Raw genomic sequence first — 12,713 nt, 5'->3', positions numbered from 1 at the left:
ATCTGCAGCTAGCCGCCGGCCTGGTCGATCAGCGACCACAGGCGGCTCGGCGTGACCGGGGTCTGGTCCGCCTCGACTCCGAGGTGTGACAGCGCGTCGGTCACCGCGTTGGCCAGCGCTCCTGCGGCCGGGAAGCATCCCGCCTCGCCCATGCCCTTGAAGCCGCCCTCGGTGTGTGGCGAGGGGGTCACCAGGTGGTGGATCTCGAAGTCGGGCAGATCCGTGAAGGACGGCACCAGGTAGTCCATGAGGGTCGACGACAGCAGCTGTCCGCTCTCCTCGTCATACACGAACTCTTCCAGCATCGCGCCACCGAGCCCGTTGGAGAGAGCCCCGTGGATCTGGCCCTCCACCAGGAGCGGGTTGATGATCGTGCCGGCGTCGTCCACCACCACGTACTTGACCCAGTCGATCTTGCCGGTGTCGATGTCCACGTCCACCACGGCCACATGGGTCCCGCAGGCGGTCGTGAAGTTGGCCGGGTCGTAGACGTAGGTCGCCTCGAGGGTCGGTTGGTCCCCCTCCGGGAGCTTGTGCGCCCAATAGGCCTGCTGCGCCACGTCGGCCAGGCTGAGGGACCGCATCTCCTCGGCGCCCTTCACCGATATCCGGCCGTCGGCGTAGGCGACGTCGTCCGGATCCGCTTCCAGGAGCCCGGCGCCGATCCGCACCGCTTTGGCCTTGATCTCCTCGATGGCCTTGATGACCGCCACCGCCGCCACGTTGGAACGGCTGCCCGCCGACCCGAAACCCGTATACGGGGTCTGGTCGGTGTCGCCCCAGACGACCCGCACGTTGGCGATGTCGATCTCCAGGTGATCGGCGGCCACCTGGGCAAGCGTGGTCTCGGTGCCCTGACCCATCGGGATCATCCCCGTGTACAGGGTGGCCCTGCCGTGGGGGTCGATCTTCACGGTCGAGCCCTCGTAGCCGCCCGTGTAGTAGTCGAGAATGCCGAGGATGGCCGAGGGGCCGAAGCCGGACACGTGGATGTATGAGGCGATGCCGATCCCGCGGTACACACCTTGGTCCCGCAGGCTCTGCTGCTCCTCCCGCACCTTGTCGTACTCCACCGCCTCGAGGGCCTTCTCCAGCGCCGCCGGGTAGTTGCCGCTGTCGTAGACGGCGCCACCCGGGCTGAAGTAGGGGAACTCATCGGCCTGGATCATGTTGCGGCGACGCAACTCGGCCGGGTCGATCCCCAGCCTGCGAGCCGTCTTGTCCATCATCCGCTCGATGCCGAACATGGCCTCGGGGCCTCCGAAGCCGCGGAAGGTGCTGTTCGGGGTCTTGTTGGTGGCCACCCCCACCACGTCGCAGTGGTAGTTGGCGATCTTGTACTGGTTGACCGCGGCGGCGCCCGTCACCCAGGCGGGCCCGATGCCCACGCTATGCAGGTGGGCGCCCTGGTCGCTCAGCACCCGGCCCTTGAGGCCGAGGACCGTCCCGTCGGAGTTGGCCGCGAGCTGCCATTCCTGGAGTTGCTCGCGCCCGTGCACCGTGGCCTGGAGCGCCTCCCGGCGATCCTCGATCCACTTGACCGGCCGGCACAGCTTCATCGACGCCAGCGAGACGAGGATGTCCTCGGGGTAGCGGTCCCATTGATTGCCGAACGCGCCACCGATGTTGGGGGTGAGGATCCGGACCGACGTCTCGGGAATGCCGAGAGCGGCCGCCAGCTCCGTGCGGAGCAGGCTGGCCACCTGGCTCCCCGAGTGGAGGGTGAGGGTCTGGCGGAGATCGTCCCACTCGGCTACGTGACCGCGCGTCTCCAGCGCCACGCCCGAGTAGCGACCCACCTTGAACCGTCCGGAGACGATCTCGTCAGCCTCCTCGAAGGCGCCGTCCACGTCGCCGGCCACGCCGAGGGCGTTGATCCCCGGGAACGTGTACTCGATGATGGTGTTGTCGCCCATGTCCTCGTTGATCACCGGAGCGCCATCGGCCAGGGCAGCCTCCACGTCGACCACGTGGTCGAGGATCTCGTAGTCCACGTCGAGCAGATCGAGGGCGTCCTCGGCCAGATAGCGCGAGTCGGCCACCACCGCGGCGACCGGCTCACCTACGTAACGAGCCTTGCCGGGGGCAAAGGCGGGCGTGGTGCATTCCTTCTGGCCCGGCAGGCGCCAGATGGTTGGAAAGTCCCCGATGCCCTCGAGGTCGGCGGCTGTCAGCACGCAGTGGACGCCGTCCATCCCCTCCGCCGCGGCCGTGTCGATACCGTTGATGCGGGCGTGTGCGTACGGACTGCGGAGGATGGCCATGTGGACAGTCCCGGCCGGCTCGATGTCGGCGATGTAGCGACCCCGGCCCCGGATCAGCGGAGCATCCTCCCGGCGGGGGGCGGAGACCCCGATCCAGCGGTTTTCCTGCGTGGTGGTCATGCGCTCCCCCCTTCGGCGGACATGACGGCGGATGCCGCCTGCACCGACTCGACGATCTTCTGGTATCCGGTGCAGCGGCAGATGTTGCCGCCCATCTCCTCCCGTATCTGCTGCGGACTCGGATCCGGGTTCCGAGACACCACGTCGATCCCGGCCAGGATCATCCCCGGCGTGCAGAATCCGCACTGCAGGCCGTGGTACTCGGAGAACGCACTTTGCATGGGGTGGAGATCGTCGCCGTCGGCGATGCCCTCGATGGTGGTTATCTCCGCGCCGTCCGCCTGTACGGCGAGCATCAGGCAGGATCGGACGACCTCGCCGTCGAGCAGGATCGTGCATGCGCCGCACACGCCGTGCTCGCACCCGAGGTGGGTCCCGGTCAGGCCGAGATCCTCGCGTATGGCATCCGCCAGTGTCTTGCGCGGCTCCACCGAGACCGCGCGGCCGGCGCCGTTGACGTTGATTACGACACTCATGTTCTCAGCCATTTCCGCCTCCTGCCTGGCCGGCCGCATCATTCAAGGCCCGTACCGTCAGAACGTTGATCAGATGACTCCTGTACTCGGCCGTTCCGTGAACATCCGAGGTGGCGGGAAAGTCCGCGGCCGCACCGGCCCCGGCCGCCGCGAACGCGGCGTCTCCCGTCTCGGCGCCCACCAGAGCGGCCTCCGCGGTGGGTAGCCGGGTGGCATGGGTGCCCCCGAAAGCGCCCAGCGCCGCGTGCGTGATGGTCGACCCGTCGGTCGTGATCACCGCCGCCACCCCGGCCAGCGCGAAGTCGCCATGCCGGCGGGCGAACTCCTGGAATCCGAAAGTGCTCCCCGCCGCTGCCGCCGGGATCCGGATCTCGGTCAGCAACTCGGTGTCGCCCAGGGTCGTGTCGAACAGGCGATCCTCGATCAGGTCCTGCATCCCGATGACCCGCTCGCCATCCGCAGATCGGGCCGTGACCTCGGCATCGAGAGCCATCAGGACCGCCGGAAGCTCCGCTGCCGGGTCGTTGTGGGCCACCGAGCCACCGATCGTCCCCCGGTTGCGGATCGCCCGGTGGCCGATCTCGGCGACGGCCGCGGGGATGACCGGATGGGCTTCCGCCACGTCACCCGACTCGCCGATCGCGGTCAGGCGGGTCATGGAACCGATCCGCAGCGACCCGTTGGCCGAGATGTAGGACAGCGAGTCGACCCCGTTGACGTCGATCAGGTGGGCCGGCCTGGCCAGCCTGAAGTTGAGCATCGGCACGAGGCTCTGACCTCCGGCGAGGACTTTCGCCCCCGATCCGTGTTCGGCCAGAAGATCGAGGGCCTCCCCGATGCTTTCCGGCGCCGAGTAATCAAAGACCGCTGGTTTCATAGGCGGTTCACCTCCTGCGTGACGGCGCTCCGGCCAGACCGCCGATTTCCCATCCCCGGCAGGATCATAGACACGCCCGACCTGGGGGTGCCGTGACACGCGCCCAAAGCCCGAGCCCGTGCTGAAGACCCGTCGGATCGAGGCCCGTAGTGCCGCTCCCGGACCCGCAACGAGTCACGTGACCACCCTGGTCGTGGCATCGGAGGAAGGACACCGGTACGTCGATGCCGAGGACCGCTCTGACTATGATCTGGCGCACCCCGTCCTCGACCGCCGACCACCGCCGAGACTGGGAAAGTGGGTTCGTATTCGCCTCGCCGTCGCTCTGGTTGCCGCCACCACCCTGATCCTCGGCCTGGCCGCGTGCGGAACGGACGAAAGTGGGCCGGCTACCCCCGATGGAGCGGCCGCAGGCTCCACTTTCGCGGGAACCATAAGCATCGGGGCTGCCCTCAGCGAGACCGGCAAGTTCGCGGTGGAGGGACGTGACTCGCGGCAGGGCTACGACACCTGGGTGAAGTGGGTCAACGAGGAATACGGGGGCATCGAGATCGACGGCCACCGGTACGCCGCCAAGATCGTCTACTACGACGACGAGTCCGACGCCGACACGGCCGCCAATCTGGTCCAGAAGCTCATCGACGAGGACAAGGTCGACTTCCTGCTAGGTCCATACTCCAGCAGCCTCACCACCGGCGCCAGCGCCATCGCCGAGGCCAACAACGTCATCATGGTGGAGGGAAACGGGACCTCCGACACCATGTTCGAGCGCGGCTTCCGGAACCTCTTCCTGGTGGCCACCATCGCCAGCGACTACACCAAGTCCACAATCGAGGCCCTGGCGGCCCGGGGGGCGCGCACCGCGGTGATCGCCTACGAGGACACGTCCTTCCCCACCGCGGTCGCCAACGGGGCCCGGAGGCATCTGGAAGCCGCCGGGATCGAAGTCCTGGCCATGGAGACCTATCCCAAGGACATCCAGGACGCCTCGGCGATCATGACCAAGTTCCGCGACCTGGATCCCGACGTATTCATCGGCGGCGGCCACTACAACGATGCGGTGCTGTTCGTCAACGCGGCCAAGGAACTCGGGTTCGCTCCCGACGGGATGCTCATCACGGTGGGGCCGTCCAATCCCAAGCTGATCGACGAACTCGGCGAGGACCTGGACGGCGTGCTGGGCCCCACCCAGTGGGAAGCGGTGATGGCCTACGAGGGTCCGTACTTCGGTAGCGCCACGGACTACGCCGCCTACTACGAGAGCCTGTGGGGAGAGCCACCCGTCTACCAGGCGGCCAGCGCTACGGCCGCCGCCCTCGCCCTTCACCTGGCCATCGAGGCCGCCGGCACCACCGATACCGACACGGTTCGCGAAGCCCTCTACGCGCTGGAGGCCGACACTTTCTACGGTCCCCTCTCGTTCGACGAGCGTGGCGTCAACACCTCCAAGCCGATGGGCACGGTACAGGTGCAGGATGGGCTGATCCAGGTGGTGGCGCCCGGCGAGGCGGCGGTCACCGACCTGGTGTACCCGCGGGCCGGTGCAAGCGGCGGAGGGAAGGCCTCGGCCGCCGAGCGGGTGGCGCAAATGCTGATCAACGGCATCGCCCTCGGCGGCATGTACACGCTCCTCGTGCTGGGGTTCTCGATCATCTGGGGGGTGATGGGCGTCATCAACTTCGCCCACGGCGAGTTCGTCATGATCGGCGCCTATGCGGCCTGGCTCGCCAACGACCTGTGGGGCGTGGACCCGTTCCTGACCGTTCCCGTGGTGTTCCTGTTGATGATGCTGGTGGGCTTCGGGACGCAGCGGCTGCTGGTCAACCATGTGATCGACCGGCCCCATCTCGTGTCGCTGCTCGTCATGTTCGCGGTGGCGATCATCCTGCAGAACGTCATGAAGGTGGTGTTCTCGGCCGACTTCCGGCGCGCCGACACCGCCTTGGACGGCGTCTGGCAGGTAGCGGGCGAGGTGACGGTGCCGGTCACCCGCTTCTGGATCCTGGCGGTGGCGCTGGCCGTGGCGGGCGGCCTCAGCCTGTTCCTGGCGCGCAGCCGGCTGGGCAAGAGCATCCGGGCGGCCGCCCAGAACCGGGAAGCGGCGCGCATCCTCGGCGTCGATGTCGCCAGGGTCTACGCGGTGACCTTCGCCATCTGCATCGGGATCACCGGCGTGGCCGGAGCGCTCATCAGCCCCGTCCTGGCCGTCCAACCCTTCCAGGGCCCGCCCCTCACGCTCAAGGCCTTCGCCATCACCGCGATGGCGGGCCTCGGTTCGGTCCGGGGCGCGCTGGGCGGCGCCATGGTGCTCGGCCTCGTCGAGGCCGGGCTGGCCGTCTATATCCCCCAGATCGGCACCAACCTGGCGGTGGTGGCCTCCTTCGTGCTGCTGGTAGTGGCGCTGGTGGTGCGACCCCAAGGTCTCTTCAAAGGACTCCGGCCCGTGGACGCGACGGCGACATGATCCGGAACGGCGCCGCTCCAGGTCCGGTAAGCCTCGTGCCAGGCGCCCGGGGACCGACCTCATGAGGCCGGCGACCTCCGGCGAGCCTGCCGCCGGTGCCCGGCCGGGAAACCCCGGTCGCCGGCGTCTCCTCGTCAGGGCCTCGGTCGGGTTGCTGGTCCTGCTCGCGGTGTTGCCGGCCCTGCCGGGTGTCGGCGACGCGACGCTGTTCACCCTCACCCTGATGCTCACCTCGGTGGCGGTGGCGGTGAACTGGAACCTGACCGGGGGGTTCACCGGCTACGTCGACTTCGGCCATGCGGTCTGGTTCGGGATCGGGGCCTACACCACGGCGATCCTGATGTCGCTCCAGACCAACGGTCCGCAGATCGGCTGGTCCGCCCCGCCCGCCATCATCCTGGGCGCCGTGGTGGCGGGCGTTCTGGCCGCGGCGATCGGGAGGGCCACCATGCGCCTGAAGGGCCCCTACTTCTCCATCGCCCTGCTGGGGACCTTCGTGGCCGTCCGGGAGATCGTGCGGGTTTCCGGCGGGATCACCGGGGGCGGGGTGGGGCTGACGCTGCCTCCCTACCTCAACCGGCCGCTCTTCTACTACATCGAGTTGGCGCTCGTAGCCGGCCTGGTCGCCCTCACCTGGTGGCTGCGGGGAACGCGCTTCGGCGCCGCCCTGGTGGCCATCCGGGAGGACGAGGTGGGGGCGGAGACGCGCGGGATCAACACGACCCGTCTCAAGGTGACCGTGTTCAGCTTCGCCGGGTTCTCCACCGGGTTGTTCGGGGGGCTATGGGCCTACCAGAACACCTTCGTCGACCCCGACATCGCCTTCGTGGAGGTCAGGACTATCGACGCCGTGATGGGCACCATGCTGGGCGGCCTCGGCACCGTGGCCGGGCCGGTCGTGGGAACCGTCGGGCTGTTCTGGCTGCGCGAGTTCCTGTGGACCCACCTCCTCGACTACCACCTCATCGCGCAGGGGGTGCTCCTGATCGTGATCGTCCTGTTCCTCCCCAGGGGCCTGGTCGGGATCATCGACCCGAGGGGCACCTCGGTCACCGCCCTGTGGCGGCGATGGGTCGGGCGGAGTGCCCGCCCGGATGAGCCGGAGAGAGACCCATGACCGCGTTGCTCGATGCCCGCGGGGTGGTGAAGCGGTTCGGCGGTCTCACCGCGGTGGACGGGGTGGACATCGGCGTCGGCGCGGGCGAGATGGTAGGGCTCATCGGCCCCAACGGCAGCGGGAAGACGACCCTCTTCGACTGCCTGAGCCGGGTGTCGAGCCTCGACGCCGGTTCGGTTAGATTCGACGGTGTCGACATCACCCGGCACCGGCCCCACCAAGTGGCCCGGCTCGGCCTGGCGCGCACGTTCCAGCTGATCCGGGTGTACCGCGATCTGACCGTCTTCGAGAACATGGAGCTGAGCATCCAATGGGCGCTGGTCGGGGCGGCGCGCCTGTTCGGCCGTACGGACCCGGCGACCCGCCGGAGGGTGGATTCCCTCCTGGAGTTCCTCCTGCTCGCCCCTCTCCGGGACGAGCGCGCCGGCGCCCTGTCGGGTGGCCAGCGCCGTCTCCTGGAGATCGGGATGGCCCTGATGAGCGAGCCGAAGCTGTTGCTGCTGGACGAAGCCACCTCCGGCGTCAATCCCACCCTCGTCGCCGAGATCGCCGACCGGCTGCGGGAGGTCAACGCCAACGGCGTGGCCATCCTGCTGGTGGAGCACAACGTGGGGTTCGTGGCCGAGTTGTGTCACCGGGTGGTGGTCCTGGACCGCGGCGCCAAGCTGGCCGAGGGCACGCCGGGCCAGGTCATGGAGGATCCCGCCGTCATCGAGGCTTACTTCGGGGCGGAGGGGGAGTAGTGGTAGCGACCGCCACGGAGCGCCCGCTGCTCGGGGTCCGGGACGTGAGCGCCGGCTACTACGCCGGCCACGATGTCATCCACAACATCGACCTCGAGGTAGCAGAGGGAGAGATCGTCTGCGTCATCGGACCCAACGGCGCCGGGAAGTCCACGGTGTTCAGGGCGATCTACGGCCTGGCGGAGGTGCGCTCCGGACGGGTGCTGTGTGACGGCGTGGACATAACCAACATCGCTCCCCAGGACGCTCTGCGCACCGCGCGTATGGCGATGGTGCCGCAGCTCCGCAGCGTCTTCCCCCAGATGACGGTCCACGAGAACCTGGAGCTGGGGATGTACCTGGAACCCGACAGGGCGCGGGTACGGGAGCGGATCGACTACGTCTACGGCCTGTTCCCGCGCCTCGCCCGGCGTTCGCGGCAGGAGGCCGGAACGATGTCGGGCGGGGAGCAGCGCATGCTCGAGATCGGACGCTCCCTGATGCACGAGCCCCGCATCGTCCTGATGGACGAACCCTCGGCGGGCCTGGCGCCCATCGTCACCCGCCAGGTTTTCGGGGCCATCCGGCAACTGAACCGCGAGATCGGCCTGACGGTCCTGATGATCGAGCAGAACGCCCGCCAGGGACTCGAGGCCAGCCACCGCGGCTACGTACTCGAGATGGGCCGCAACAGCCACCAGGGACCAGCGGGGGAACTGCTGGCCGACCCCGAGGTACGGAGGGCGTTTCTGGGAATACGCTGACCGCCGCCCGGTGGGCCTGGCAGGTATGCCGCAGGCGGCACGTACCACACTGCCGTCCCGCAGATAGACCACTAGATTGGACCTGAGACCGACACGAGGAGGCGGAAGATGGCTGCCACTGCGCTGGTAGGCGGAAGGGTGATCGACGGTACCGGACGGGCGCCGATAGAGGACGCGGTGGTGCTCATCGACGGGGAGCGGATCGATGCCGTGTTCCGTAGAGGCGACATGGAGGTTCCCTCCGGCGCCGAAGTGGTGGACATATCCGGCTCGACGGTGATACCCGGCCTGATCGACTGCCACGTCCACGTGGGGGTGCTGGCCGACAACTCCTTCCTGCAGGTGGAGGACCCGGCCTCCCTCGCCGACCAGTTCATGACCACCCTGCTCGGCCACGGAGTGACGACCGTCCGGGACACCGGCAACTTCAACCCTGACGAGGTGTTTCGCACCTTCAAGGAGGGCCGGGACGGCTGGCCCCGCTTCTTCGGCGCCGGGACGATCCTGGACGGTCCGGCGGATCCTCCCGCGCCGTGGCGGTGGCTGGCCATCATCGACGACGAGGATTCCGCCCGCGCCGAGACCGCCCGGCTGGCGGAGGCCGGGATGGACTTCATCAAGGTGTACGTGTGGGCCCGGCTGCCGGTGCTGCGGGCGGTGGTCTCCGAAGCCCACCGCCGGGGTGTCCGGGTCGCCGCCCACGTCGGGCATGCCGTCACCGTCGAGGAGGCTGTCAAGGTGGGCGTGGACGCCCTCGAGCATGTGCGGGTGGGTCGCGAGTTGGTACCCGAGGAGCACCAGGCCGAGCTGGCCGCCCTGCCGGGGCGGATCCTGGATCCCCTGGTCGGCTTCCAGCCGTGGCGTTACATCGACCCGGAGTCGGACCTGGCCGACGGCCTGATCGCGCTGATGGCCGAGCGGGGCACCTTCATCACGCCCACCCTGACCCTTTCCCAGAGCATCCTGGCCGGCAACACGGAGGCGGCAACGTGCCCGGCCGGACTCGACGAGATGCCGGAGGCGGTCGCCGAGCAGTGGAGCCAGTACGCCTACCCGTTCGACTACAGCGAGACCGACTGGGAGGCGGCCCCGGTGGAGTTGCGGAACCAGATGGCCTTCATCGGCCGGGCCCAGCAGGGCGGTGTGAACGTGACGGCCGGGACCGACCTCACCAACCCGTTCGTCGTACCTGGCCACAGCATGCACGAGGAGTTGCGGCTGCTGGTCGACGGATGCGGGTTCACCCCCATGGACGCGATCGTGTCCGGAACCGGCCGCGCCGCCGAGTTGCTCGGCCAGGCCGACGAGCTGGGCACCGTGGAGAAGCGCAAGCTGGCCGACCTGGTGGTGCTCGACGGCAATCCCCTCGATGACATCGGCAACACGCGCCGGATCTCCGCCGTGTACAAGGGGGGCAAGCTGGTCGCTTAGCGCTAGGAACGGCGGAAACCTTCGTCGGGCTGATCGCTATGTGGGAACGATCCGTATGCACGCCCCCACCGCCTCGGAGGGGTCGATGTCGAGACCGGCAGGAGACCGGCTGAACGTGACCCCGGCGCGGGTCAGCGCCCCGGCGGTGGAGTCCAGGTCGCTCGACGCCAGCACCAGGCGGTAGGGACCCGGTCCTCGCTGTTCGAGTTCGGCGGCACCGGAGCCGGGCCCATCGGGCTGGTGGAGCGCCAGCCGGAAGGAACCGAGCCGGTAATGGCGGCTGGTCGCTCCCGGCCGCCGATGCCCGCTGTCGTCGGCCCGGAGTCCCAGAGCCTGTTCGTAGAGCCGGGCGGCCTCATCCAGGTCCCCGACCACCAGGTCCATCCCGGCCACGCCGCCGACCCGGTTGGCATGGTCACCGGGCGGGTCCCAGGCCAGTAACTCGTCCTCGCCGGTGATCCAGTCGATCAGGTAGGGCCACGGCTTGCGCCAGGGGGATCCCCCCGGAAGGACCAGCCTCCACTCCAACCGACCACCCTTCGGGTGGATCCGGTCCATCTCGAACGGACCCTCGGCCCCGATGCCCAGCTCCCGCAGGCCCTCGACCTCGCCCTCGAGGCCGGTCCCGGCCAGCACGAAGCCGACCAGCCCCGAGCCCTGGTCGAGGAACGACAGCAACTCCCTCCCGAACGGTCCCCGGGCCCTCGCCACGGCCGGGTCCTCCACGGTCAGCAGCTCCAGGTAGTCGAGACCGAACCGGACGATGGCGTTACGGGTGCCCAGGGAAGGATGGCGGCCCCCCACCGCCACCTCGAAACCGAGCCGCCGGAAGGCGCCCATGGCCGGCTCGAGGGCGGGAACGCCGATCACGGCGTGGTCGAAGCGTTCGATCACGGTCCGCTCACCCCACCAGCGCCGGCAGCACCTCTTCGGTGACCCTCCGGAACTGGCCTGCCTCGTCGTGGCCCACCAGCCGTAGGGTGATGGTGGTCGCCCCGGCGTCCACGAACCCCCGGATCAGGTCGGCGCACCGCTCGGGATCGCCTATCGCCACCCACCGTTCCAGGAAGGCGCGGTCGTAGTCCACGCCGTAGTAGTCCTTGAGGTAGGAGGCCACCTCCTCCATACCTTGTTCCCGGTCCCCCGTAACGTGGACGTTGTAGTACAGGCAGGCCTCGAAGCGCTCGCCGAGGGGACGGCCCTCCTCGTCCGCGTACCGCCGGATGGCCGCCAGGTTGGTGGCGAGGGTCTCCGGGGTGTTGGCGGTGGTCATCCAGCCGTCGCCCATCCGGGCCACCCGCCGCAGGGCCCGCTCCGACAGCGTGGGGAACGCCGGGTTGGGATTGGCCGTCACCCATATCGGCAGGGGCTGCTGGACCGGCCTGGGCAGCACCGTCACGTTCTCGAACCGGTTGTAGGTCCCCTCGTAGGAGGCCTCCTCCGTCTCGGAGACGAGGCGCAGGATATCGATCGCCTCCTCCATCCGCCGGCTCCTCGTTCCCGGATCGATGCCGAAGGCGGCGAACTCCTCCGCGAACTTGCCGCCGCCCGCCTCCCGCTGACCCTGGCAGGCCACGAAGATGGACCGGCCACCGGACAGGCAGTCGAAGCTGAGCCACTGGTAGGCGAAGAGCAGGGCGTCGCGAAGCGGCATGCTCGCCATGCAACCCACCCCGAGGCCGACCCGCTCGGTGCGCGCCGCCAGGGCCCCGAGCGCCACCATGGCGTCCAGGCGGGGCTTGGCGAATATTGAGTCCCCCACCCACACCGAGTCCCACACCCCGGCCCGATCCGCCTCCACCGCCAGGTCGAGCATCTCGGAGACGGTGGACATCCCCAGCAGCACGCTGCGGTTCGACAGCGTGAGGCCGTACTTGATCCGGATCATCCGGCCTCTCCTCTCCAGCCTCGTGAAGCCTGAGGGTAATGAAAATGTCCAATCGGCCCGATTGCCGGCAACGAAACCCCAGGTCGAGGCATCGCGGGCCAACCATCTCGTCTTTTCAGCACCCTCCCGTGTCTTTGGTTCCCCGCGTTCTAGGTCCTGTGACCGTCGGGGCGGTACGGGCTCTGTGCCCGGACAAGGGGGTTGAACACGTCACAGACCCGCCGCATACTGCCCGGCAGCCACAAGCACCGCCGGTTTCCAGCTATTCGACGTCGAGGGAACCGGAACCGGGATCAATTCGGGAGCGGACCCGCAGGGGGATAGCGGAACGCGTTCGGACCAAAGGAGGTGGTGGCTGGGGGATGGGCCCGCCGGGGAGGCCCGGTTCCCGCGTTTTTCGCGTTCTCGTTCTTCACGTTCTCATCGTCGCGGGGCGCGGATAACGAACTAACGGACCAGGGCACCAGCAAGGCTCGCTCGCCACCCGGTGTGTCCGCTCCGGACCGGCTGTCACATCTCCATCCTATATTGGCAGGCGAACATATGTTCGGGTATAGTCATACGCCCTTTCCCGGACGGAGAGCGCGAGG

The 12,713-nt window shown here is 68.6% G+C and carries 10 protein-coding genes; 5 read left to right on the top strand and 5 right to left on the bottom strand.

The features are described from left to right. Positions 1 to 8: 8 nt before the first annotated feature. Genes OXK16_04955 through OXK16_04945 form a run of 3 tightly spaced genes read right to left on the bottom strand, consistent with a single transcriptional unit; the run spans position 9 to position 3,737 of the window. Positions 9 to 2,384: a xanthine dehydrogenase family protein molybdopterin-binding subunit gene (locus OXK16_04955; protein MDE0375297.1), complete on the bottom strand. Its 2,376-nt coding sequence runs from the start codon at positions 2,382 to 2,384 to the stop codon at positions 9 to 11. Then, positions 2,381 to 2,872: a (2Fe-2S)-binding protein gene (locus OXK16_04950; protein MDE0375296.1), complete on the bottom strand. Its 492-nt coding sequence runs from the start codon at positions 2,870 to 2,872 to the stop codon at positions 2,381 to 2,383. Before OXK16_04950 ends, OXK16_04955 begins: the two co-directional genes overlap by 4 nt. Continuing rightward, positions 2,865 to 3,737, bottom strand: a complete 873-nt coding sequence (locus OXK16_04945) for a xanthine dehydrogenase family protein subunit M (GenBank protein MDE0375295.1) — start codon at positions 3,735 to 3,737, stop codon at positions 2,865 to 2,867. Before OXK16_04945 ends, OXK16_04950 begins: the two co-directional genes overlap by 8 nt. Positions 3,738 to 3,915: 178 nt before the next feature. Here OXK16_04945 and OXK16_04940 point away from each other — a divergent pair, with 178 nt between their 5' ends. From OXK16_04940 to OXK16_04920, 5 genes are all read left to right on the top strand, one after another. Then, entirely contained in the window at positions 3,916 to 6,201 is a 2,286-nt protein-coding gene (locus OXK16_04940; protein MDE0375294.1) for an ABC transporter substrate-binding protein, read from the top strand. Between the two features lie 61 nt (positions 6,202 to 6,262). Beyond that, positions 6,263 to 7,318 (top strand): branched-chain amino acid ABC transporter permease, encoded by a 1,056-nt coding sequence (locus tag OXK16_04935; GenBank protein MDE0375293.1) that lies wholly within the window; start codon positions 6,263 to 6,265, stop codon positions 7,316 to 7,318. Further along, positions 7,315 to 8,061, top strand: coding sequence for an ABC transporter ATP-binding protein (locus OXK16_04930; GenBank protein ID MDE0375292.1), 747 nt, complete (start codon positions 7,315 to 7,317; stop codon positions 8,059 to 8,061). The genes OXK16_04935 and OXK16_04930 overlap by 4 nt, the downstream gene beginning before the upstream one ends. Then, on the top strand, positions 8,061 to 8,804 hold the full coding sequence (locus OXK16_04925; GenBank protein ID MDE0375291.1) for an ABC transporter ATP-binding protein: 744 nt from the start codon (positions 8,061 to 8,063) through the stop codon (positions 8,802 to 8,804). The genes OXK16_04930 and OXK16_04925 overlap by 1 nt, the downstream gene beginning before the upstream one ends. A 108-nt stretch (positions 8,805 to 8,912) precedes the next feature. Further along, on the top strand, positions 8,913 to 10,235 hold the full coding sequence (locus OXK16_04920) for an amidohydrolase family protein (GenBank protein MDE0375290.1): 1,323 nt from the start codon (positions 8,913 to 8,915) through the stop codon (positions 10,233 to 10,235). A 36-nt stretch (positions 10,236 to 10,271) separates the two neighbouring features. Here OXK16_04920 and OXK16_04915 read toward each other — a convergent pair whose 3' ends face one another. Beyond that, positions 10,272 to 11,129: a VOC family protein gene (locus OXK16_04915; protein ID MDE0375289.1), complete on the bottom strand. Its 858-nt coding sequence runs from the start codon at positions 11,127 to 11,129 to the stop codon at positions 10,272 to 10,274. Between the two features lie 7 nt (positions 11,130 to 11,136). Beyond that, positions 11,137 to 12,123 (bottom strand): LLM class flavin-dependent oxidoreductase, encoded by a 987-nt coding sequence (locus OXK16_04910; GenBank protein ID MDE0375288.1) that lies wholly within the window; start codon positions 12,121 to 12,123, stop codon positions 11,137 to 11,139. Positions 12,124 to 12,713 lie beyond the last annotated feature (590 nt).

Source organism: bacterium (assembly GCA_028821235.1).
Taxonomy (GTDB): domain Bacteria; phylum Actinomycetota; class Acidimicrobiia; order Spongiisociales; family Spongiisociaceae; genus Spongiisocius.
Note: the sequence above shows the minus strand (reverse complement) of the source record. Positions and strands in the feature narration are given on the sequence as shown.